This window comes from Ruegeria sp. D4, assembly GCF_056534475.1.
Genome location: NZ_JBQFPJ010000001.1, coordinates 245,901 through 267,901, shown reverse-complemented (window position 1 = coordinate 267,901; position 22,001 = coordinate 245,901). Strand labels below are relative to the sequence as shown.

Annotated in this window: 19 protein-coding genes; 8 read left to right on the top strand and 11 right to left on the bottom strand. The window is 59.1% G+C overall.

Annotated elements, in window-relative coordinates; translation table 11 throughout:
• Positions 1-46 precede the first annotated feature (46 nt).
• Positions 47-1,129, bottom strand: a complete 1,083-nt coding sequence (locus tag ACR0MI_RS01330; protein WP_170610429.1) for a TRAP transporter substrate-binding protein — start codon at positions 1,127-1,129, stop codon at positions 47-49.
• 249 nt (positions 1,130-1,378) lie between these two features.
• Here ACR0MI_RS01330 and ACR0MI_RS01325 point away from each other — a divergent pair, with 249 nt between their 5' ends.
• Positions 1,379-2,812, top strand: a complete 1,434-nt coding sequence (locus ACR0MI_RS01325; protein ID WP_480853438.1) for a cache domain-containing protein — start codon at positions 1,379-1,381, stop codon at positions 2,810-2,812.
• The gene (locus tag ACR0MI_RS01320; RefSeq protein ID WP_170610423.1) at positions 2,809-3,456 is read left to right on the top strand and encodes a response regulator transcription factor; all 648 of its coding nucleotides are present in this window, start codon (positions 2,809-2,811) and stop codon (positions 3,454-3,456) included. Before ACR0MI_RS01325 ends, ACR0MI_RS01320 begins: the two co-directional genes overlap by 4 nt.
• Before the next feature lie 71 nt (positions 3,457-3,527).
• Here ACR0MI_RS01320 and ACR0MI_RS01315 read toward each other — a convergent pair whose 3' ends face one another.
• Positions 3,528-3,917 (bottom strand): bleomycin resistance protein, encoded by a 390-nt coding sequence (locus tag ACR0MI_RS01315; RefSeq protein ID WP_170815606.1) that lies wholly within the window; start codon positions 3,915-3,917, stop codon positions 3,528-3,530.
• A 50-nt stretch (positions 3,918-3,967) separates the two neighbouring features.
• A complete protein-coding gene (locus tag ACR0MI_RS01310; RefSeq protein ID WP_170610419.1) occupies positions 3,968-4,813 on the bottom strand; it encodes a HalD/BesD family halogenase in 846 nt (281 codons plus the stop codon).
• A gap of 422 nt (positions 4,814-5,235) precedes the next feature.
• Here ACR0MI_RS01310 and ACR0MI_RS01305 point away from each other — a divergent pair, with 422 nt between their 5' ends.
• The 3 genes from ACR0MI_RS01305 (at position 5,236) to ACR0MI_RS01295 (ending at position 8,660) form a co-directional block, all read left to right on the top strand.
• Positions 5,236-6,987: an acetolactate synthase 3 large subunit gene (locus tag ACR0MI_RS01305; RefSeq protein WP_170610417.1), complete on the top strand. Its 1,752-nt coding sequence runs from the start codon at positions 5,236-5,238 to the stop codon at positions 6,985-6,987.
• Between the two features lie 67 nt (positions 6,988-7,054).
• On the top strand, positions 7,055-7,615 hold the full coding sequence (gene ilvN, locus ACR0MI_RS01300) for an acetolactate synthase small subunit (protein WP_170610415.1): 561 nt from the start codon (positions 7,055-7,057) through the stop codon (positions 7,613-7,615).
• A gap of 355 nt (positions 7,616-7,970) precedes the next feature.
• Complete coding sequence (locus ACR0MI_RS01295) at positions 7,971-8,660, top strand: helix-turn-helix domain-containing protein (RefSeq protein ID WP_170610944.1); 690 nt, start codon at positions 7,971-7,973, stop codon at positions 8,658-8,660.
• A 27-nt stretch (positions 8,661-8,687) separates the two neighbouring features.
• Here the strand turns inward: ACR0MI_RS01295 and ACR0MI_RS01290 are convergent, their stop codons facing one another.
• The 3 genes from ACR0MI_RS01290 to prfB form a co-directional block, all read right to left on the bottom strand.
• Positions 8,688-9,470 (bottom strand): DUF2189 domain-containing protein, encoded by a 783-nt coding sequence (locus ACR0MI_RS01290; protein WP_170610400.1) that lies wholly within the window; start codon positions 9,468-9,470, stop codon positions 8,688-8,690.
• A 24-nt stretch (positions 9,471-9,494) separates the two neighbouring features.
• Positions 9,495-10,895 (bottom strand): amidase, encoded by a 1,401-nt coding sequence (locus ACR0MI_RS01285; RefSeq protein WP_170610397.1) that lies wholly within the window; start codon positions 10,893-10,895, stop codon positions 9,495-9,497.
• Positions 10,896-11,081: 186 nt separating this feature from the next.
• Positions 11,082-12,209 carry a peptide chain release factor 2 gene (gene prfB / locus ACR0MI_RS01280; RefSeq protein WP_170610394.1) on the bottom strand — a complete coding sequence of 376 codons (1,128 nt, stop codon included), beginning with the start codon at positions 12,207-12,209 and terminating at the stop codon, positions 11,082-11,084.
• Between the two features lie 130 nt (positions 12,210-12,339).
• Between prfB and ACR0MI_RS01275 the strand changes: the two genes are divergently transcribed.
• Positions 12,340-12,621 (top strand): aminoglycoside phosphotransferase family protein, encoded by a 282-nt coding sequence (locus tag ACR0MI_RS01275; RefSeq protein WP_480440402.1) that lies wholly within the window; start codon positions 12,340-12,342, stop codon positions 12,619-12,621.
• Between the two features lie 100 nt (positions 12,622-12,721).
• Here ACR0MI_RS01275 and ACR0MI_RS01270 read toward each other — a convergent pair whose 3' ends face one another.
• The 3 genes from ACR0MI_RS01270 to ACR0MI_RS01260 all read right to left on the bottom strand — a co-directional run bounded on the left by ACR0MI_RS01270 (position 12,722) and on the right by ACR0MI_RS01260 (position 17,757).
• The gene (locus ACR0MI_RS01270; protein WP_170610366.1) at positions 12,722-15,211 is read right to left on the bottom strand and encodes a PBP1A family penicillin-binding protein; all 2,490 of its coding nucleotides are present in this window, start codon (positions 15,209-15,211) and stop codon (positions 12,722-12,724) included.
• 95 nt (positions 15,212-15,306) lie between these two features.
• Entirely contained in the window at positions 15,307-16,527 is a 1,221-nt protein-coding gene (locus tag ACR0MI_RS01265; RefSeq protein ID WP_170816580.1) for an N-acetylmuramoyl-L-alanine amidase, read from the bottom strand.
• Between the two features lie 66 nt (positions 16,528-16,593).
• On the bottom strand, positions 16,594-17,757 hold the full coding sequence (locus tag ACR0MI_RS01260; RefSeq protein ID WP_170610360.1) for an aminotransferase class I/II-fold pyridoxal phosphate-dependent enzyme: 1,164 nt from the start codon (positions 17,755-17,757) through the stop codon (positions 16,594-16,596).
• Here ACR0MI_RS01260 and ACR0MI_RS01255 point away from each other — a divergent pair.
• Positions 17,756-19,135, top strand: a complete 1,380-nt coding sequence (locus ACR0MI_RS01255) for a M48 family metalloprotease (protein ID WP_170610357.1) — start codon at positions 17,756-17,758, stop codon at positions 19,133-19,135. The two genes, ACR0MI_RS01260 and ACR0MI_RS01255, sit on opposite strands and share 2 nt — an antisense overlap.
• Positions 19,132-19,890, top strand: coding sequence for a DsbA family protein (locus tag ACR0MI_RS01250; RefSeq protein ID WP_170816581.1), 759 nt, complete (start codon positions 19,132-19,134; stop codon positions 19,888-19,890). Before ACR0MI_RS01255 ends, ACR0MI_RS01250 begins: the two co-directional genes overlap by 4 nt.
• Positions 19,891-19,949: 59 nt before the next feature.
• On the opposite strand, the gene ACR0MI_RS01245 is transcribed toward ACR0MI_RS01250, so the two are convergent.
• Together ACR0MI_RS01245 and ispG are read right to left on the bottom strand one after the other, a co-directional pair.
• Complete coding sequence (locus ACR0MI_RS01245; RefSeq protein ID WP_480853430.1) at positions 19,950-20,798, bottom strand: SDR family NAD(P)-dependent oxidoreductase; 849 nt, start codon at positions 20,796-20,798, stop codon at positions 19,950-19,952.
• A gap of 14 nt (positions 20,799-20,812) precedes the next feature.
• The gene (ispG, locus tag ACR0MI_RS01240; protein WP_170610347.1) at positions 20,813-21,934 is read right to left on the bottom strand and encodes a flavodoxin-dependent (E)-4-hydroxy-3-methylbut-2-enyl-diphosphate synthase; all 1,122 of its coding nucleotides are present in this window, start codon (positions 21,932-21,934) and stop codon (positions 20,813-20,815) included.
• Positions 21,935-22,001 lie beyond the last annotated feature (67 nt).

Genomic DNA, 22,001 nt, shown 5'->3' with positions numbered 1-22,001 from the left:
GGTTCCCCCGCGTGTGCGGGGGAACCATGTGAGTGTGAGCCGGATGTTAGCCGCGGACGCGGTCGCGCTGCGAGGTGTAGACGCCCGACGACAGGTTGAGCCATGCCGAAGACGCGGTCGACGAAGCAACCGCGCTGTCGTGGATCTTCTTGAACAGCTCGTCGCTCATGTTCTCGTCCAGCACTTCCTGGCTGGCTTGGCCAAATGCATCCCAGACGCTGTCAGGGAATTCCATGACCTTGACGCCACCCGACTGCAGACGCTGCAGTGCTGCACCGTTGTTGGCCAGGAACTGCGACAGGTTCCACTGGTGACATTCGCCTGCAGCGATCTCGATGATCTTCTGCTGGGCGGGTGTCAGGCTTTCGAACACGTCGCGGTTGGTTGCCAGCGACAGGCCCGCATTCGGTTCATGGAAGCCGGCGGTGTAGTAAACCTTGGTGATTTCCTGGAAACCGGCCTTTTCGTCGGCCCACGGACCGATCCACTCGGTTCCGTCAATCGCGCCCGAGGACAGCGCCTGATACACTTCCGAACCCGGAATGTTCTGAACCGAAGCGCCCAGTTTACCCAGTGCTTTACCGCCCAGACCGGGCATGCGGAACTTCAGACCGTTGAAATCTTCGGGGCTGTTGATCTCTTTCGAGAACCAGCCGCCCGCCTGTGCACCGGTGTTACCGGCCAGGAACGACTTCAGACCAAAGATCTGACCCAGTTCGTCATGCAGCTCCATGCCGCCATCCTGGTAGTACCAGTTCACCATTTCCTGCGCGGTCATGCCGAACGGAACAGCGGTAAAGAAGGCATAGCCCGGGTGCTGACCAACGAAATAGTAGTCAGCGGCGTGGTACATGTCGGCCTGACCTGACGATACCGCGTCAAACACCTCGAACGCGCCAACCAGTTCGCCTGCAGCTTTGATGTCAACGGTCAGATTGCCATCCGACATGGCCGTGATGCTGTCGGCGCAACGCTGGGCGCTGTCGAAAACACCAGCCAGACCACGACCCCACGAAGTCACCATGGTCAGCGTGCGCTTGCCCTGCGCGTAAGCCGGTGCCGCCAGCGTGGTGGCTGCAGCTGCCGAGCCGCCCAGTGCAGATGTTTTCAGAAATGAACGACGATCCATATGAGTGTTCCTCCCCTACATATTCAAAAACCCGGCGACAGCCGGGTCAGTCGTTTTCGGTGCGCGTCAGCCTAAATGTCGTCGCGGGAATGTGAATACCAAGTACTACGTAGACGATCAGTTTTTTTCATCTCGCCAGATGCAAATACCGTGCTTATCAGGCCCGTTCCGCTGAATTTCCGCCAAATCTGATTTTCCGTCCCCGCAATCCTTTTGCTTTTCCGGCCGGGCTTGCGTATCGATTCGAACATGGCAGGGCTTCGACATCTGGTCTCACTCACCTATGCGCAAAAGCTGTCGCTTGTTGCGGCAATTCCTCTGGTTTTGGCAGTGGCCGCGATTGCTTTGGTCGTCGCTTATGAATCGCGCGCAACTGCCGAAAGCGAGATACAGGCGCTTGAGCGGCGCCTGATCGAGGCCAAAAAGGAAGAACTGCGCAACTACGTCACACAGGCCCGCAACGGATTTGCCTACATCTATGGTCGCGCCGAGCCTGATGATGACACGGCTAAAAGTCTTGTGACGCAAATCCTGGCAGCGATGATCTATGGCAAGGACGGGTTCTTCTTTGTTTATGACTATGACGGCAACAACCTGGTCAGTCCGCGCCAGACCGAGTTCATCAACCGCAACTGGGTCGGCCTGACCGACAGTGACGGCACCCCTGTCGTGGATGAGTTCATCCGCATGGCCCGCCAGGGCGCAGGCTGGCACAGTTTCATGTGGCAAAAGCCCTCGACCGGGGAAGAAGCGCAAATGATAGCCTATGTGGTCGGACTGCAGGACTGGCGCTGGGTTGTCGGCACCGGCGTTTTTATCGATGACATCGTCGCCACGGTCGCCAACGCAAGGGCCGAGGTCGAAGCGAGGGTGCGACGAACATTCATGTATATCGGCGGCATTGTTCTGGCGGCGGTACTGATCGTGTTCGCATCGGGCATGTTGCTAAATTTCCGCGAGCGGCGGCTGGCGGACGCCAAGCTGAAAGAGCTGACCCAACGCGTGTTTGACGCGCAAGAGGAAGAACGGGGCCGCGTGGCGCGCGAGTTGCATGACGGGATCAGCCAGATTCTGGTCGGTGTTCGATACGCGCTGGACAATGCGCGCCGACGTCTGCTTCGCGGTGATGATGACGGTGCCCGGGACCCGCTCGACAAGGGGATCGACAACCTGGGCTCTGCCATCACCGAAGTCCGCCGCATCAGCCGGGACCTGCGTCCCGGAGTACTGGACGATCTGGGCCTTGGCCCTGCCCTCAAGGCGCTGACCGACGATTTTGCCGAGCGCACCGGGATTGAAACCGAATTCACCACAGTCGTTTTCCGAAATCGACTGGATCAGGACAGCAAGATCGCGCTCTACCGTATCGCACAGGAGGCACTGACCAACATCGAACGTCACTCCGGGGCGACCCGTGTTACAATCGACCTGCGCGGGCACAAGAAGGGTGCGACCATGCGCATCACCGACAATGGCTGCGGCCTTCGCACCGGGCCGGACCAGTCCAGTGCCGGGATTGGATTGCGTAATATGCAGGAGCGTATCGAACAGCTTGACGGATCGCTGCGCATTCTGTCATCACGCGGCGCGCAAAGCGGAACCGTAATAGACGTCGACCTGCCCCTCAGCCACCTCTTGTCCCCTCAGGACGACGCGACACCGAACCGAAAGTCCGGGACATGACCGAGCAAACAATCCGAGTCCTTATCGTTGATGACCATCCCATGGTCGCCGAAGGCATCCAGTCCATCCTCGAAAGCTATGACGGGATCGAAGTCGTCGGAACCCTCGGCAGCGGGCAGGACGCAGTGGATCAGGCTGCGCGGTTGAACCCGGACGTTGTTCTGATGGATCTCAACATGCCGGGCATGGGCGGGCTCAGCGCCACTGAAATCATTCTGGAACGCCTGCCCGACATTCGTATCCTGATCCTGTCCATGCATGACAGCCCCGAGTACATTTCGACCGCCCTGAGTCATGGCGCGAAAGGATACATCCTAAAAGACGTCCCGACCGATGAGATAAAACATGCCATCGACGCGGTGATGAAGGGCGAACAATATCTGTGCACCGGGGCCAGCGGGTCGCTGAAACCAAAAGGCGACAACGCACGCGAAGCGCTGACCGGGCGGGAACAGACGATCCTGCTGGAACTTGCGCAAGGTAAATCGAACAAGGACGTCGCGCATGCGCTGGATATTTCCGTGCGCACCGTCGAAACGCACCGCAAGAACATCAAGCGCAAACTCGGCATCTCATCGACTGCCGGTCTGACCCGTTATGCGCTGGAACATGGCATGTTGCAGGGGACAAGCCCCGGCTTTTGATACGCGCGCAGCGCTGCCCGCCCCAACGAGAGGAGATGCGCCAAAGGCGTATTGACGATGGGCGGGAGGGTTTATCCCTGCGGTCTCTCTCTGATGTCCTCACCAAAGAAAACCAGTGTCCCGTCTTCATCTATCACGTGGAATTCGCGCTGCTCATAGGGCTGGTCAAACGGTGGGCGCACGCGGCCCGCTGGCAGGTCGGCCAATCCCGCACGCAGGCTTTCGAACAGATCGTCGATGCCCTCGACATCGATGTAAAAGGACTGATCATCGCCCAAAGGGCGGCCATCATCGCGTTGCGGGCATTGCAAAAGGCGGATCGCGACGGCTCCGTGCCTCAGGAATGCATAATTGTCCTGCCTGAAATTGCAGGTAAACCCAAGTCGTTCGGTGTAGAAGCGGATCTGGGCATCTAACGAAGAACACAAAACGAATGGTGTCAGTTGCAAAATTCGCGGCATGAGGCTCCTTTCGGCCGATAGATCACGGGTTCCCAAATCCCGATGTGGGGTCAATCCAGCAACTGATCTCGCCGATTCCCTTCTCGTTCATAGTGATGTGGTAATACGCGACCGTAAAGTTGCCGGGTCCTTTCGACCCCGCCGCACATTCCTGCCGTCTCGACAAACGAGAATATCCCGACGTAGCGGTTGCGCGGGCCCTTGACCGGAGCAACCCGATGCAGCGCATACCGCCCCTTGAATATCTGCAGATCCCCCGGCTGAAGTTCCAGTTCACGTACCTGCGCCCGGTTGCCATCCAGTATCGAGGCCACCTGGCTGAAATTCTCGTCTTCTGCCGTGCGCAAATTGGGCACATATTCAAATGTTCCGCCGGTTTCGCCGTTCTGGATGGCAAGCGTAACGGTGAAATTGTTGGTATCGAAGTGCCACGGAAAGCCCTGCCCCTCCTCGACCACGTTGATAATCACGTCCGCCAGGGGATCGTCGTAGCGGAAGAACCGGTCCTCGGACTCGTCAAGCGCATCCCGCACGAACGGCATGAAGCCTTCATATTCGTAAATCCGGCGCAAGGGGCCGGAATCCGGGAAATTGTCCGCCGGAACAAACGCGTTTGATCGGTCATAGAAACGTCGTATCGGATGGCCGATCCCGAACCGGGGATCGTCCTTGGTGAAATAGGCGTTTGTCCGGTTGAACGAGCGATGTGCCTGGGGGGCGACCGCATCGGCTTCGCGCACCAGCAGGTCCAGCCCCGCCTGATGCACAAACCCGGGCAAAACCGCGCATCCGTCCCTGTCCAGATCCCGCCGCAGATCGGCGATCATCTGATCATAGGCGCGCGAGTCCGGCCGGTCGATCGGATACCGTCCCAGATCCACCAAATCCTGTAGCATGGTTCGCCTCCTGAAACTGTTGACCTGGGTTCAGCGTGACCCAGACAATTGCACCTCTCATGTCAATTTCAGACATGGGGCTGACGCAATTAGACCACTGCTGACATGGCAAGGATTGACCCCAACCGGCCCAATTTCACGGAAATTCCGGGCATGCGGCAATCTGCGCAACAAAATGTCGCAAAAACCGCGCCCTGAGATAGAAAATTGGCACATTTGCCTGTTGACGCCCCTTCCCCCCGCTCATAATGTCCCCCCACGCAAAGAAGGAGCCTCTGGCGATGAAAACGCTAGTCGTAATCGTAGGAACCACGCGCATGGGCCGGTAACGGTAAACCATAATCGAACCCATGCGCCTCCGACACTCTCGGGGGCTTTTTTTTGTCAAACGCAAGACACATGTCGCGAACGGAGCAAAGCAGATGACACGTGAGATGACCGGCGCAAAGATGGTGGTTCAGGCCCTCAAGGATCAGGGCGTGGACACAGTATTCGGATACCCCGGCGGCGCCGTGCTACCGATCTATGATGAGATCTTTCTGCAAAACGACATTCGCCACATCCTGGTACGTCACGAACAGGGCGCGGTTCATGCCGCCGAAGGCTATGCCCGCTCGACCGGGAAGCCCGGCGTTGCGCTGGTGACGTCCGGCCCCGGTGCCACAAACGCGGTAACGGGTCTGACGGATGCATTGCTGGACTCGATCCCGATCGTTGTCCTGACCGGTCAGGTTCCCACATTCATGATCGGCTCGGACGCCTTTCAGGAGGCCGACACCGTTGGCATCACCCGCCCCTGCACCAAGCATAACTGGCTGGTCAAGGATACGGATTCGCTGGCCGCGACCATGCACGAGGCCTTTCACGTCGCCAAGTCGGGCCGCCCCGGTCCGGTGCTGATCGACATCCCGAAGGACGTGCAGTTCGCCTCGGGCGAATACAGCCCGCCCAAGCCCTCGACTTCGCATTACCAACCGGTGCTGAAAGGTGATCTGGAAGAGATCACCGAACTTGTCGCGGCAATGGAAACCGCGAAAAAGCCCGTGTTCTATACCGGCGGCGGCGTGATTAACTCGGGCCCTGCCGCCAGCCAATTGCTGCGCGAACTGGTGGATGCGACGGGCTTTCCGATCACTTCAACCCTGATGGGTTTGGGTGCCTATCCGGCGTCGGGTAAGAACTGGCTGGGTATGCTGGGCATGCATGGTCTTTATGAAGCCAATCTAGCGATGCACGATTGCGATCTGATGATCAATATCGGCGCGCGGTTCGACGACCGGATTACCGGTCGGATCGATGCGTTCTCGCCCAAGTCGAAAAAAGCCCATATCGACATTGATCCTTCGTCGATCAACAAGGTGATCCGTGTGGACATCCCGATTGTTGGCGACGTCGCCCATGTTCTTGAGGACATTCTGAAAGTCTGGAAAGCCCGCGGGCGCAAAACCAATGCCGCTGCCGTCAAGAAATGGCAGGCTCAGGTCGATGAGTGGCGCAAGGTCAACTGCCTCGCCTATACCAACAGCGAAAAGACCATCAAGCCGCAATACGCGCTGCAACGGCTGGAAGAACTGACGAAGGACCACGACCGTTACATCACAACCGAAGTGGGCCAGCATCAGATGTGGGCCGCGCAGTATCTTGGGTTCGAAGACCCCAACCGCTGGATGACGTCTGGCGGTCTGGGTACGATGGGCTACGGTTTCCCGGCCTCGATCGGCGTACAGATGGCACATCCTGACGCGTTGGTCATCAACGTTGCCGGAGAGGCCTCGTGGTTGATGAACATGCAGGAAATGGGCACCGCAGCGCAGTATCGTCTGCCGGTGAAACAGTTCATCCTGAACAACGAACGTCTTGGCATGGTGCGTCAGTGGCAGGAATTGCTGCATGGCGAACGCTATTCCCATTCGTGGTCCGAAGCGCTGCCCGATTTCGTCAAACTCGCCGAAGCTTTCGGAGCCAAGGGCATCCTGTGCACTGACCCGGCCGATCTGGATGATGCGATCATGGAGATGATCAACTATGACGGCCCGGTGATCTTCGACTGTCTGGTTGAAAAGCACGAGAACTGCTTCCCCATGATTCCGTCGGGCAAGGCGCACAATGAGATGCTGCTGGGCGAGGCCGAAACGCAGGGCGTCATCGACTCCAAAGGCTCGGTTCTGGTCTGACAAAAATCGACAAATTTTGTCGGGCGCCTCTTGTGCCCGGCACTATGTGATGACGAAAGGGACATAAATGTCTGCCCTACATATCAAAAAAGGCGCGAACCGCCATTCGGCCTATAACCTACGCCCGACTTTCTCGGACGTGCAGGAACAGCATACGATCGCCGTTTTGGTCGAGAACGAACCGGGTGTTCTGGCCCGCGTGATCGGACTGTTCTCGGGCCGCGGTTACAACATCGAAAGCCTGACAGTGGCCGAGGTGGATCATACCGGCCATCTCAGCCGTATCACCATCGTCACCACCGGCACGCCGCAGGTGATCGAGCAGATCAAGGCGCAGCTGGGTCGGATCGTTACCGTCCATGACGTGCATGACCTGACCGTCGAAGGTCCCTCGGTCGAGCGTGAACTGGCGATCATCAAGGTTGTGGGCGAAGGCGACAAGCGGGTCGAAGCGCTGCGTCTGGCGGACATCTTCCGTGCCAACGTGGTCGACAGCACGCTGAATTCCTTCATCTTCGAGATCACCGGCGCCCCGGACAAGATCGACGCCTTCGCCGATCTGATGCGTCCTCTGGGCCTTTTGGAGATCGCCCGTACTGGCGTTGCCGCACTGCTGCGCGGCGACTGAGCTGAAAACTCCGCTCCGGACACAAGATCATTGCGACCAGGGCGGGCCAGCCCGCCCTGGTTAGCGCCCCAATTGACTGCAACGCGCACGTCGGTGTGGCTGCGGTTCAACTGCCATACGCCTCAGAAATCGAAAATAAGACCACTCAAATGGCGATTTAGCCTATTGCGTTTATTCCTTTGGGCGTTAGCCTCTACACGCAACGAGACGTGACCACACGTCCGTCAGGTGTTTAGTCACGATTTCAGACGCAGCGCGCCCTATGAGCCGCACGTGTCCTTGGTTCCAAAAAGAATACGTGAGTTCCGGGACGAGAATGACGAATGACTTCCGCAGCCCTGCTGAATTGCGCAGAATGTTCGGCGCAAATCTGAGATTGCTGTCTCACCAGTACCCCTCTGTCTCAGAGCTTTGCCGCCAGCTTGGTATCAACCGGACGCAGTACAACAGATATCTTAGCGGCGAGAGCTTTCCCAGGCCCGACGTACTGGACCGCATTTGCCGCTTTTTCAAAGTCGACGCCCGTATCCTGCTGAAACCACTGGACGAGATCGCCCAGCCTTTCCGCCACCCCGCAGCCTCGGCCCTGACCGAGTTCCTGGGGTCTGGCCCGAATGCCTTGCCCGAGACCCTGTTTCCTGCCGGATTCTACTATGCGACGGAATCGGCGCTGGACAGCAACAACGCGCTGCGGCATCGGTTGTTCTACGCCCGCAGACTGCCGCAATGTACGCTTGTGCGCAGCTACGAGCCTCGTCCCACCATGCCCGAGGCGCCGCCCAAAGAACGTGAGGTTCAGGGCATTGCCGCCTGCGCTGGTCGTCAGATCTATATCCTGATGTCACAGCGCGACGCGCAAAACAGCCGGATGTTCCTGATCTCTCATCATTCCGGAGATCAGGCCGGTCAACTGCGGGGCGTGGCAATCAGATTGTCGGACACATCCACGGACCCCAGCGGGACACGGCGGATCATGTTGCGGCATCTGGGATCGGACCGGTCCGCAGTCTTCGGCGCGGCAAGGGCCGCACGCGCCTGGCTATGATCCTGTACTTGGAACAAGCCCCCTGCCTTACTCGGAAACAGCATTCTGTTCCTGCGTGATCAGCCGGTACAGATGCCAACTGGCGTGCCCCAGTAACGGCAACACAAGAAACAACCCAAGAAACCAAGGCAACATCGCCACAAAGGTCAGAACCGCAATAAACATGCCCCATCCGACCATGACCGGGAAATTGTCACGAACATAGCTGAAGCTGGCGATCATGGCGGTTACGAAATCCAGTTCGCGATCCAGCAGCATCGGAATCGAAAGCACTGTGATCATATACAGCACGGTCGCGAATATTGCGCCAACGACCGAGCCGATGGCCAGCATCGCCAATCCGTTCGCAGTCAAAAACACCTCAATCGAGGAAGAGACATTCGTCATGGTGGAAAGCCCCATGAACAAAGCGAAAATCATGTGCCCCAGAAAGAACCAGAACAGAAACATCACTACGATGATCGCACAGATTGAGGGCAACTGGCGGCGGCCCTGCTGCAGCACCACGCCAAAAATCGACCCGAAATCCAGCGGTTCTCCCTGCTCAAGCCGATGGGATACTTCGTAAAGTCCAACCGCCGCAAATGGCCCAAGCAGCGGGAAACCGATCGCGGCAAGAACAAGCCAGTAGGTGGTTCCTGTTTTCAAAGTGACCCATGCCATTGCCCACCCGGCCAACACGTAGAATCCCGCGAACAGAAACCCGAATACCGGCGCCTGACGATAATCGGCCCATGCCTGACGAATAGCCTGCCGCAGCATCGCCGTATCGGCCTGCTGCATTGTCGGAACGCCAAAGGGTTTTTCCATGTCTGTCTCTCCTCCCCAGCGACCCTATTGCAGGGCCGGTCGTTTTTGGGGCCAGCCGGTTGCATCGTGATAGCTTGCCCCGATGGACAAAAGCTTTGCATCAGCGCCGCGCGGCCCGAAAATCTGCATTCCCATTGGCAGACCGTTCTCTCCAAAACCCACAGGAACCGACAGGCAGGGCAACCCGATCAGGCTGACCGGTGTGACGACCTGCATCCAGCGGTGATAGGTGTCCATCGCCTGCCCGTATATTTCGGTCGGATACGCAGTTTCGACGGCAAAAGGCCACACTTGAGCCGTTGGCAGCACCAGCGCATCATACGTCTCAAACAAACGGGCGGCACATCGATACCACTCGGATCGCAGAACGCTGGCGTGATGCACGTCCATCGCACTTAGCGCCAGTCCCCGATCCAGCTCCCATTGTGCGGTATCCTTCAGCACGTCCCGATGCTCGGACAGTTCCAAAAGCCCAGCCGCAACGCTCCAGGATCGCAGTGTAATCCAGCTGTCCCAGATCTGGCTTGCGTCAAAAGGCGGTTTTGTTTCTTCGACCTCGGCCCCCAAATCCGAAAACACGGTCAGCGCGGACCGGCACAGATCGGCGATCCCGGTTTCGAACGGAAAGGCACCGCCCCAGTCACCCAGCCAGCCAACACGCAAACCGGTGAGATCAACCGGCTGCACAGGTGATACAGCGCCGCCATCAACTGACAATGGCTGACCTGCATCCGGACCTGCCATGACGTCCAGCAAAATACCCAAATCTTGCGGGCTGCGGGCCATGGGGCCCAATGTCGAAAGCTGATGCAGAAAACCGTCTCCGATCGGTTCACTCGGAACCCGGCCCCAGCTTGGCCGGAACCCGTATACATTGTTCCAAGCCGCCGGGTTGCGAAGGCTGCCCATCATGTCCGAGCCATCCGCCAAGGCCACCATACCCGTGGCCAACGCCACCGCCGCGCCGCCGGACGAACCACCGCAGGTTCGGGCGGGGTCGTACGGGTTGCGCGTGGCGCCATACACCGGATTGAACGTATGCGATCCCAGCCCGAACTCGGGTGTATTGGTTTTGCCGATCAGAATGGCGCCGGCAGCCCGCAATCTTTCTGCGATCAGATCGTCCCGCTCGGGCACGTTGTTTCGGTAAATCGGCGATCCATGAGACGACACAATCCCGGCCACATTGACCAGATCCTTGACCGCCATGGGCAGTCCATGCAGCGGGCCGCGCCGGGGACCGGCATCCAGCGCCTCAGCCTCGGACATCAACTCATCCTCATCGCGCAGGGCGACGATGGCGTTGACCTCTCCATTAACGCTGGCAATCCGATGCAAGGTTTCGCGCATCAACTCAGCAGCCGTCAATTGCCCCGAGGACAGCGCAGACAGCAATGCAACGGCGGAATTTTGGCTCAGATCCATGGGAGTTCATCAGCTCAGATACAACGTGGTCGCCACCAGCCTAGCCGGGGCAACCTGCCAATTAAACCCACTGTTTACATGTATCTTTTCGGGACCCCCAGGCACCCCGACGGATCCGCTTCATCTGGCCAAAAATATCCCGGGGGAGTCGCGGCCCGCCGGGACGGGGGCAGAGCCCCCTTGGTATCAGCCGTCGCCCTGCGCTTCGGACCGGCTTTTGCCGGCAACGTTCTGGGCCAGCGTGGCTGCCATAAACCCATCCAGATCACCGTCCAGAACCCCTTTGGTATCCGAGGTTTCGTGATTGGTCCGCAGGTCCTTGACCATCTGATAAGGCTGCAACACGTAAGACCGGATCTGATTGCCCCACCCGGCATCGCCCTTGGCTTCGTGCGCCGCGTTGATATCGGCGTTGCGACGGTCCAGTTCCTGCTGGTACAGGCGCGATTTCAGCGCCTTCATGGCGATGTCACGGTTCTGATGCTGCGACTTCTCGGACGATGTCACAACGATGCCCGTGGGGATGTGCGTGATCCGAACCGCCGAGTCCGTGGTGTTCACGTGCTGACCACCGGCACCCGAAGAGCGGTAAGTATCGATGCGGATGTCCGACGGGTTCACCTCGATCTCGATATTGTCGTCTACCACCGGATAGACCCAGACCGAGCTGAACGACGTGTGCCGCTTGGCCGCCGAGTCATAGGGCGAGATGCGCACAAGCCGGTGCACCCCGCTTTCCGACTTTAGCCAGCCATAGGCGTTGTGGCCTGAAATCTTGTAGGCGGCAGACTTTATCCCCGCCTCTTCACCCGCGGTCTCGGACTGCAATTCGACCGTATAGCCCTTTTTCTCGGCCCAGCGCACATACATCCGCGCCAGCATCGAGGCCCAGTCGCAACTTTCGGTGCCCCCCGCGCCCGAGTTGATCTCAAGGAACGTGTCATTGCCGTCTGCCTCGCCATCCAGCAGGGCCTCAAGCTCTTTCTTGGCGGCCTTGGCCTTCAGTTTCCTGATTGCGTCCTCGGCGTCGGCAACGACTTCTTCGTCCTCTTCCATCTCGCCCAGTTCGATCAGTTCGACATTGTCACTCAGGTCGGTCTTGATCGACTCGTAGGTTTCGATGGCATCGACCAGCATCTGGCGCTCGCGCATCAGCTTCTGAGCGTTCTCCGGGTTGTCCCACAGGTTTGGGTCTTCGACGCGTGCGTTGAATTCCTCAAGCCGGTGCGGCGCCGTTTCGTAATCCATGCGCTTCGCCAGCAGCTCCAGCGACTTTTCTATTTCCGCCACAATATTCTGGGTTTCGGCGCGCATGGTTTTGTCCCAACTTGCTCAATCAGGCCTGCGTGATAGCAAGAGGCGAGAGCCACCACAAGACAAGTGAGATGCGAATGAAGGATGCGTCGGGCGAGTTTGTGACAGTTGGGGCCTGACACGCATCGCGTTGCTTGCGGACACGGGGCTGGCCCTAGATCTGTTAAGCAGTCAGCACACGCACGACCCGCTTCATGGCGATCTGCATACCGACAACGTACTACTATCGGATGCCGGTCCTCGGGTTATAGATGCCAAGGGATATCTGGGGGATGCCGCTTTCGAACTGGCAAACGCTCTGCGACATCCAAAAGGCATGCCGGAACTTGTACGCGAGCCTTCGCAAGTTAGCCGCTGCCTGTCGTTCTATTCGGACGCACTGGACGTGCCGGCCAAACGGTTTGCCAAATGAGCTGCTGCCAAATGTGCGCTATCGATCTGCTGGCGGTCTTGTGAACAGATTACCGATGACAGCGAACTGACCTGTTGAACCTATTCCTACAAGTTGCGGACTAGTACAGTCCGCCCCCCTGCAGATCACCCTGGCTTGCGTTGGGTCCGACCGTAACTGTACTTCCGGTGGAAGTTGTCACCTGCCGACCCGATCCGCTTACTTCTTCGAACAGTGGCAAATCGGATCCCATGGCAAAGCCGCCATCGAAAATCCGGTCTATGAAGCCATCGACACCGTCGCGGAAATACTCGGCAACCACATATTCCCCGACCGCGTCCTCCGGCAAGCGCGCCCCGCTGAAACGGTCAATCTTGATGAAGTGCCCGCCTGGCGGAACTTCGAACGGACCGCCGCCATATTTCTCGACCGCCTTTTCCATGAAACTTTGGAATACTGGCCCGCACATCGTACCGCCATAGGCGCCACTGCCCATCGGACGAGGCCGGTCGTAGCCGATATAGCAGCCGGCCACGATGTTCGAGGTGAAGCCGATAAACCAGGCGTCCTTGGATTCGTTGGTGGTGCCGGTCTTGCCGGCAGTCGGCACCGGCAGGTTGACAACACGTGACGCAGTGCCGCGATCAACCACGCCTTTCATCATCGACGTCAATTGATAGGCGGTGATGGCATCCATAACCTGTTCGCGGTCGGTCACGATCTGCGGCGACTCATCCGGTTCCAGCCAGGTCGAGTTGCAGTCCAGACACTGGCGATCATCATGCCGGTAGATCGTCTTTCCGAACCGGTCCTGGATACGGTCAACCAGAGTGGGTTCGACCCGCTCGCCGCCGTTGGCGAACATCGCATAGGCGGCGACCATCTTGTACAGCGTCGTTTCTTCCGATCCCAGCGAGTTGGCAAGGAACGCGCCCATTCGATCATAAACACCAAACCGTTCGGCATATCCCGCAACCACCGGCATCGTCACCTCCTGGGCCAGACGGATGGTCATGAGGTTCCGCGACTGTTCAATCCCGGTGCGCAGCGGTGTTGGCCCGTAGAATTTGTTCGACGAGTTCTTGGGCCGCCAGAGACCCTGCGGCGTGTTCACCTCGATCGGGGCGTCCACAACGATCGTGGCGGGACTGTAACCACTGTCCAGCGCGGCGGCATAGACGAAAGGCTTAAAGCTGGACCCCGGCTGACGCTGAGCCTGCGTGGCACGGTTAAACACCGAATCCTGATACGAGAACCCGCCTTGCATCGCCAGAACACGGCCCGAGTTCACATCCATCGCGACGAAACCGCCCTGCACCTCAGGCACTTGGCGGGCAGACCACTGCCCTTCTTCCCCGGCCATCACCAGAATGACATCGCCGCGCTTGAAATTGTCCTTGAAACTGCCCTGCATCCATTTGATGTCTTCGCGTGGAATGGTTCCGTCTGCCGGACCGTTTTCGATACCCACGGTCAGCGACTGATCGGCCACATTCATCACAACAGCCGGATACCATTGGGTCGGCAATTCGACATCGCGCGGAATTTCCATGATGGCCAGCGCCTCGCGCCACTGGGCTTCCTCCGCCAGTTTTTCTTCCGGGATCACCTCACCCGTACCGCGCCATTTCCCGCGCGAGCGGTCGTATTTCTGCAGGGCCGTGCGCAGGGCCTTGGCAGCTTCGACCTGCATTTCCTCGTCCACCGACGCACGCACAGTGAAACCTCCGGTAAAGAATTCACCCTCGCCGAAATCTTCGCTTAGCTGGCGGCGGATTTCGTCGGTGAAATAGTCACGGGGCGGCAATGCGGTGCGGAAGCTTTCAAAGTCGCCGTTCTGTACCGAGCGCAAAGGCATGTTGACCTCGGCCTCATAGGTGGCCCGATCAATGTAGCCGTTCTGGTTCATTTCCCGCAGCACGTAGTCGCGACGCGCCAGCAAGCGTTCCTTTTGCAAAACCGGATGGTAGTTTGACGGCGCCTTCGGCATGGCCGCCAACATGGCGGCCTCATGCGGGGCCAGTTCCTGCAGCGTCTTGTTGAAATACGTCTGAGCTGCTGCCGTCACACCGTAAGAGTTCTGGCCCAGAAAGATCTCGTTCATGTAAAGTTCGAGGATCTGTTCCTTGTCCAGAGTGTCTTCCAGCCGGGTCGCAAGGATGATTTCCTTGATCTTGCGTTCGGCCTGCCGGTCGCCGGACAACAGAAAGTTCTTCATGACCTGCTGCGTGATGGTCGACGCGCCGCGCACGTTTTCACCTTTGGATTTCACCGCTTCGACACCCGCAGCAATTATCCCGCGCGGGTCATAGCCCTGATGGGTGTAGAAATTCTTATCTTCCGCCGAAATAAAGGCCTGCTTCACCAGATCCGGGATTTCCTCGGACGGTGTGAACAGGCGGCGTTCCTGGGCGAATTCGTCGATCAGTTGCCCTTTACCGGAATATATCCTGCTGATCGTGGGCGGCTTGTACTGCGCCAGTGATTCATGACTGGGCAGGTCGCGCCCATACATCCAGAAGACCGCACCGATGACCAGTGCCGCCATGAAGATACCCAGGGTCACGAGGCTGAAGATCGCCCCGAAAAACGAAAGAATGAACCGGATCACTGTACTGCCTTTTACTCGCGGTGCGGCCTATATAGTGTCGGCCCCACGCCAGGTCAAAACACCATGGCGTATTCTAGCCTGTTTGCGACGCGGGGTCACTGGCCAATCAATGAGCGTCTGATTACATCCTGCTGTCGCCAGTTTTCCAGACCGTTGTAAATCCCACGCGCCATTTGCGCGCGCCATTCGGAATTTTGCAGGTTTTTCAGGTCTCTGGGGCTGGAAAGAAAACCCAGTTCGACCAGCACCGACGGAATGTCCGCCGCCTTGAGAACCGAGAAAGAGGCCGTACGGACGGGCCGCCGGTTCATCGGACCACCTTGCTGCGCCATGCCATTGGCCAAAGCCCGCGCCAATGCGTTGGTGCGCGGTCTGGTTTCCTGACGGGCCATGTCCAGCAAAACATCCGCAACCTGATCGTCGGCCCCGTTCAGATCCACCCCCGAGAGCAGGTCGCCCCGGTCGTGACGTTCCGCAAGTTTCTGGCTGGCAACATCCGATGCGTCAGTTGACAGGGTATACACGGCCGCACCATGCGCCTGCCCGTCCGACAGGGAATCCGCGTGCAGCGAGATGAACACATCGGCACCGGCCCGATGCGCCAGCGCAATTCGCCGCTCCAGCGAAACAAACTGGTCTTCGACGCGGGTCAGAACCACTTCATACCCGCCTGAACGCAGCAATAGCTCTTTCAGTTCGCGCGCAAAGGTAAGCATCAGGGTTTTTTCATCGGTGCCGCCAACCTCGGCCCCCGGGTCGATGCCGCCATGTCCAGGGTCCAGCATGACGCGAATGGGTCCGTCGGGATCACGCGGCACTGCCGGAAGTGGGGCGGTCGCTTCCGGCAAATCCCAACCGGGAACCTGAGGAGCACCGGCGCTGGCATTGAACAAGTCGAACTCGACCCCCTTGAGCATAAGGGACAACACCGCGGTGCCTGTTATCTGATCCAGCTTCAACTGCGCCGTATCGACACCCATCGGCGCACCAAGTTCCAGGACCAGACGGGACCAGCCGGGGACGTAAGTACCGAACTGCACCTCACTGATCCGTTCGGATTGCAGGAATTCACTGCTGATCAGACCCGTCCAGTCGACCTCGCGGAAGTCAAGCACCATGCGATACGGATCCCGCAAAGTGAAAACGCGGTAAGGCACGCCCTGGCTCAGCCCGATATCCACCTTCACGCCGGTTCGGCCGACATCCGTGATACGGCTTTTGTCCGGCTGCACGCGCGCAAGGGCGCTGAAATCCTGCGCTGCGACAGCGCCCGTCAGCGCCCAGATCAGCGCGAAGGCATAGAAAAGTCTGCTCATGGCCTCAAGTTTTCCCGAGATCGTGTTGCGCAGACCCTACTGTACCAGCGCCGGTTTGTGAACGGGTTACACTGCCTGCGGGATGGCCCCTCGTGCAGCCATGAAGCTGCGCAGCCGCTGCAACCCTTCCTGTATGTCCGCCGTCGAGCGGGCATAGGAAAATCGAAGGGTCTTGTGGCCGCGTTCGGGATCGAAATCCAGCCCTGGCGTCACCGCCACACCGGCCTGTTCCAAAATCTCAGCCGCAAAGGCGCGGCTGTCCTGCGTCAGGTCCGATACATCGGCATAAACGTAGAAAGCGCCGTCCGGCGGTGCGATATTGGTAAATCCGGCTTTGGGCAGCCCATCCAGCATGAGGGCTCGGTTTTGCCGGTAGACGTCCAGATTGGCCTGCAGTTCGTCCTCGCAATCCATCGCGGCCAGCGCCGCGACCTGGCTGGCGTGTGGGGCGCAGATGAACATGTTCTGAGCGATCCGCTCGACCACGCGCACTTGGTCCTCGGGCACCACCATCCAGCCGACCCGCCAGCCGGTCATCGAGAAATACTTGGAGAACGAGTTGATGACGTAGCATTCATCCGTCAGTTCCAGCGCGGTGACGGCTTTGGCCTCGTATTCCAGGCCGTGGTAGATTTCGTCGCTGATGAATGACGCGTTCTGTCCGTGGGCCGCATCGATCAGCGCAGCCATAGCCGGTCGATCCAGCATGGTGCCGGTCGGGTTTGCCGGGGACGCCACCATCAAACCTTGCAGATCAAGCCCCGCGAAATCCGCCGGGACGGGTTGCAGGCGGTTTTCCGGCGCGGTCGGCAGATCGACCGGAACCAGCCCAAGCGCCCTGAGGATCTGTCGGTAAGAAGGATAGCCTGGCGCGCCGATACCGACACGATCGCCGCTGTCGAAAAGCGCGGTGAACGCCAGCAGAAACCCACCGGAGGATCCGGGCGTAATCACCACCCGGTCCGGGTTCAGATCGACATTGTACCACTCGCCATACATTTGTGCGATCCGTTGCCGCAGCGCCGGCAGGCCCAGCGAAACGGTATAGCCCAGCGGCGACTGACCCATGGCCGACGCCAAAGCCTCGACTGCGCCTTTGGGGGCACCGGTCCCAGGCTGCCCGACTTCCATGTGGATGATATGGCGTCCTGCTTCTTCGGCGCGGCGCGCGGCTTCCATCACATCCATCACGATGAAGGGATCGACCCCGGATCGGGTTGAGTTTCTCATGGCCATCTCCCATGTTGCGGCCATGGCTTTTGAACGCGTATCCAGGCTGGCGTCAATCCCGGCCATGTTACTGATCGCGGTGACATGGTTAACGGGCGCTGTTCCTGCCAAGTCGCAGGGCCTGATCCGCGATCCTGACATCGAACACGGATTGCGGGAACTGGCGTTTCCGGTGCTGCGGGCGGCTGGACTGAACACGAACAGGGTGCGGATTCTGGTGGTCCACGACAAGACGTTCAACGCCTTCGTCATCGACTACAACGCTATCTACGTGAACTACGGGCTGATCCTGACCGTCGACAGCCCCGAGATGCTGCAGGCTGTCATCGCACATGAGGCCGCACATATCGCAAATGGCCATCTGGCCAGACGTGTGGAAAACCTGCGCGCCGCAAAGCGCAATGCTTCTCTGGGAACCGCTTTGGCGCTGATTGTCGCCGCGGCGGGCGGTGGCGAAGCAGCCGGCGGCATCGCTGCCGGGACATCCGGATCAGCCCTGCGCAGCTTTCTGGGGCATACACGCGCCGAAGAGGCATCGGCAGATCGCAGTGCGGCAGGTTATCTGCGATGGGCGGGCATTTCACCAAAAGGCATGGTGGCCCTGCATCGCAAGTTTGCAGGCCAGGAACTGCTGAGCGAGGCAAATCAGGATCCCTATACACGGTCGCACCCCACCAGCCGGGAACGCCTGCGCGCGGCCGAGGCGTTTCTTGACGAGTTCGGAGACAACTCGACCCACAACGCCAATGCCGACTACTGGTTTGCCCGGGTCAAGGGCAAGCTGTCTGCGTTTCTGCGAACGCCTGCCTGGACAATGCGACGCGCGCGCGAGGAAAGCGCGGAGGATATTCGCCTGATGCGCCAGGCAGCAGCGCACCACCAGAACCGAGATCTTGCGGCCGCCCGCGCGGCGATTGACGGGGCACTGGCCATTCGCCCGGACGATCCGTACTACTACGAACTCAAGGGGCAGATATTGCTGGAAAACAGGCAGATGGATCAGGCTGTTGCCGCCTACGGCCGTGCTGTTGAAATGGCCCCGAACGACTCGCTTATCCTCGCCGGGTACGGGCGTGCGCTGCTGGCGCAAGGGCAAACCGAGAACGCCCTGCAAGCGCTTGAAAAAGCCCGCGCGCGCGATTATCGAAACGGTCGGCTGATGCAGGATCTGGGGGTTGCCTATTCTCAGGTCGGCAACAACGGAATGGCCGCGGTTGTGACAGCGGAACGATATGCCCTGCAAGGTCGCATGGCCGATGCAGGCATCCACGCAAAACGGGCCATAAGGCAATTGCCCGAAGGGTCTCCGGGGTGGCAAAGGGCGCAGGATGTGCTGATAGCCTCGGAACAGGTAGAAAAGAAAAGGAAACGCAGATGATCCTCAGACATGCAGCCATGGCCCTTGTCGGGCTTTCCCTGATCACCGGACCGGTGCGGGCGCTGGACCTGAACGACATGAGCGACGCCGAAAAGGCCGAGTTCGGTACACAGGTTCGCGAATACCTGCTGCAAAACCCCGAGGTGATCCTCGAGGCGATCAACATTCTGGAGCAGCGCAACGCTGCCGCCGAGGCCGTGGCAGACCAGGAACTGGTCGCCGCCAATGCCGAGGACCTGTTCAATGACGGCTATAGCTGGGTGGGCGGAAACCCCGATGGCGACATCACTCTGGTCGAGTTCATGGACTATCGCTGCGGATATTGCCGCCGTGCGGTTCCCGAAGTGGATGCTCTGCTGGCGGAAGACGGGAACATCCGGCTGATCATCAAGGAGTTCCCAATCCTTGGCGAAGCTTCGATGATATCGTCCCGCTTTGCCGTGGCGACCAAACATGTCGCAGGTGCAGATGCCTACAAGCAGGTGCACGATGCGCTGCTGGAATTCACAGGCGAACCCAACGAAGTCACGCTGCGTCGTATCTCGGATGGTCTGGGTCTTGAAACCGACGACATCATCGCCGCCATGGACAGCGACGCGGTTTCCAAAGAGATCGCCCAAACCCGAGAACTGGCGCAACGCATGCGGATTTCCGGCACCCCGTCGTTCGTGCTGGGTACTGAACTTCTGCGCGGCTACCTGCCTGCCGACCAGATGCAACAGATTGCGGACGGTGTTCGGGCCGAACAAGGGTAACGATTCCGGGATTACCCTTTGATGTTCATTGAAGAATAGGCCGCTTCGCGCGGCCTTTTTTACTTTTTCCCGGTGTTTTCGAAGTTTGCAAAGCCTTCGGCGAAGTCGGAGTGCCATCGGGACAAGGGCGGACGGTTCTGGGTGATATCCTCGACATTCCACGCGATCCGGCGCTCGTCGCGGGTTCGGTCCACGTCATTGTCCGGGCAAAGGATGTAGAAATCCCCGTCCGCCATACGATGGATGAAATGATCTACCGTTTGCTCGCTTGTCCAGGCCCCGGCAGGCTTTTCCGGCAGAAAGGCGGCGATCATCCCGGTGTAGGTAAAGCCCGGAACGAAAAGATGCACCGATATCGGCGCGCGCGCCTCGCGCAACTCATACGCCAATTGCTCGCTCAGCACTTTCACGGCGGCCTTGCTCACATTGTAGCCGGGATTGCCGGGCGGAGTCGTGATGCCCTGCTTTGATCCGGTATTGATCACGACTGCCGGCCGGTCCGCCTCGATCATGCGGGGCAGAAAGGCCTGAACGCCGCGCAATACGCCCAGAAAGTTGATTTCCAGCAGTTTCAGCCAGTTCGCCATCTCCGACCACGCTTTGGTCGACAGACCGACCCCGGCATTGTTCATGAGAACTGCAACCGGACCGGTTGCAAAGGCCTTTTCGGCCAGTGCGTCGATGTCTTCCTGTTTGGAGACATCGGTGGCAACACCAATGACCTGCGCACCTTCAGCAGCGTTGGCACTGACCTCGGCCACGGCCTCGTTCAGCTTGTCCCCCGGCAAATCCGCCAGAATGACACTAAGCCCGCTTTGCGCAAACCTAAGGGCCGCAACCCGCCCTACACCGCTGGCCGCCCCTGTGACAACGGCGACACCGCCTTGTTCAATTGCCTTTTCATACATCGCTGACCTCTGGTTTACTCGGCGGCCTCCTGTGCGGCATCCAACTCAGCCGCCTTCTTCTCGACCTGTTCAACAATATGGTCGATCATCTGATCGTTCGACATCTTGTGGCTGGCCTTGCCGGCCAGATAGACCATGCCCGAGCCTGCCCCGCCGCCGGTAAAGCCGACATCGGTCATCAGCGCCTCTCCGGGGCCGTTCACGACACAGCCGATGATGGAAAGACTCATCGGGGTCTTGATGTGTTCAAGACGCTGTTCCAGCGCTTCGACTGTCTTGATCACGTCGAACCCCTGGCGCGCGCAGGAGGGGCACGAGATGATGTTCACCCCACGATGGCGCAGGCCCAGCGATTTCAGGATTTCGTATCCTACCTTCACCTCTTCGACCGGGTCAGCCGACAGGCTGACACGGATCGTGTCACCAATGCCCATCCACAACAGGTTGCCCAGACCGATTGCGGATTTGATTGTACCCGAGACAAGTCCGCCAGCTTCGGTGATCCCCAGATGAATCGGGGCGTCCGTTGCTTCGGCAATGCCCTGATAGGCCGCTGCGGACAGGAACACGTCGCTGGCCTTTACGCTGATCTTGAAGTTGTGGAAATCATTGTCCTGCAGGATGCGGATATGCTCCAACCCGCTTTCCACCATCGCCTCGGGGCATGGTTCGCCATATTTCTCAAGCAGGTGCTTTTCCAGGCTACCTGCGTTCACGCCGATCCGGATCGAACAATTGTGGTCGCGGGCTGCCTTGATAACCTCTTTCACCCGCTTCTCGTCGCCGATATTGCCGGGGTTGATCCGCAGGCAGGCAGCGCCGGCTTCGGCGGCTTCGATGCCGCGGCGGTAATGAAAGTGGATATCTGCCACAATCGGTACCGGGCTTTCGCGCACGATCTCTTTCAGCGCTTTCGATGACGCCTCATCCGGGACCGACACCCGCACGATGTCCGCGCCGGCCTCGGCTGCGGCTTGCACCTGTGCCACAGTGGCCGCCACATCCGTTGTCAGGGTGTTCGTCATCGTCTGAACCGCGATCGGTGCATCACCACCTATGGCGACATCTCCGACCATGATCTGACGGGATTTGCGGCGGTATATGTTACGCCACGGACGAACGTGATTGAGCGACATGAGGACGGGTCCAGAACAGCCAGAGTTGCGACTTTAGATAGTCCGGCAACGGGGCTATCGCAATGGC

Bases quoted from the DNA above. Each gene is read 5' to 3' on its own strand.
- ACR0MI_RS01330 (WP_170610429.1), bottom strand. From the start codon at position 1,129: ATGGATCGTCGTTCATTTCTGAAAACATCTGCACTGGGCGGCTCGGCA.
- ACR0MI_RS01325 (WP_480853438.1), top strand. From the start codon at position 1,379: ATGGCAGGGCTTCGACATCTGGTCTCACTCACCTATGCGCAAAAGCTG.
- ACR0MI_RS01320 (WP_170610423.1), top strand. From the start codon at position 2,809: ATGACCGAGCAAACAATCCGAGTCCTTATCGTTGATGACCATCCCATG.
- ACR0MI_RS01315 (WP_170815606.1), bottom strand. From the start codon at position 3,917: ATGCCGCGAATTTTGCAACTGACACCATTCGTTTTGTGTTCTTCGTTA.
- ACR0MI_RS01310 (WP_170610419.1), bottom strand. From the start codon at position 4,813: ATGCTACAGGATTTGGTGGATCTGGGACGGTATCCGATCGACCGGCCG.
- ACR0MI_RS01305 (WP_170610417.1), top strand. From the start codon at position 5,236: ATGACACGTGAGATGACCGGCGCAAAGATGGTGGTTCAGGCCCTCAAG.
- ilvN (WP_170610415.1), top strand. From the start codon at position 7,055: ATGTCTGCCCTACATATCAAAAAAGGCGCGAACCGCCATTCGGCCTAT.
- ACR0MI_RS01295 (WP_170610944.1), top strand. From the start codon at position 7,971: ATGTTCGGCGCAAATCTGAGATTGCTGTCTCACCAGTACCCCTCTGTC.
- ACR0MI_RS01290 (WP_170610400.1), bottom strand. From the start codon at position 9,470: ATGGAAAAACCCTTTGGCGTTCCGACAATGCAGCAGGCCGATACGGCG.
- ACR0MI_RS01285 (WP_170610397.1), bottom strand. From the start codon at position 10,895: ATGGATCTGAGCCAAAATTCCGCCGTTGCATTGCTGTCTGCGCTGTCC.
- prfB (WP_170610394.1), bottom strand. From the start codon at position 12,209: ATGCGCGCCGAAACCCAGAATATTGTGGCGGAAATAGAAAAGTCGCTG.
- ACR0MI_RS01265 (WP_170816580.1), bottom strand. From the start codon at position 16,527: ATGAGCAGACTTTTCTATGCCTTCGCGCTGATCTGGGCGCTGACGGGC.
- ACR0MI_RS01255 (WP_170610357.1), top strand. From the start codon at position 17,756: ATGGCCATCTCCCATGTTGCGGCCATGGCTTTTGAACGCGTATCCAGG.
- ACR0MI_RS01260 (WP_170610360.1), bottom strand. From the start codon at position 17,757: ATGAGAAACTCAACCCGATCCGGGGTCGATCCCTTCATCGTGATGGAT.
- ACR0MI_RS01250 (WP_170816581.1), top strand. From the start codon at position 19,132: ATGATCCTCAGACATGCAGCCATGGCCCTTGTCGGGCTTTCCCTGATC.
- ACR0MI_RS01245 (WP_480853430.1), bottom strand. From the start codon at position 20,798: ATGTATGAAAAGGCAATTGAACAAGGCGGTGTCGCCGTTGTCACAGGG.
- ispG (WP_170610347.1), bottom strand. From the start codon at position 21,934: ATGTCGCTCAATCACGTTCGTCCGTGGCGTAACATATACCGCCGCAAA.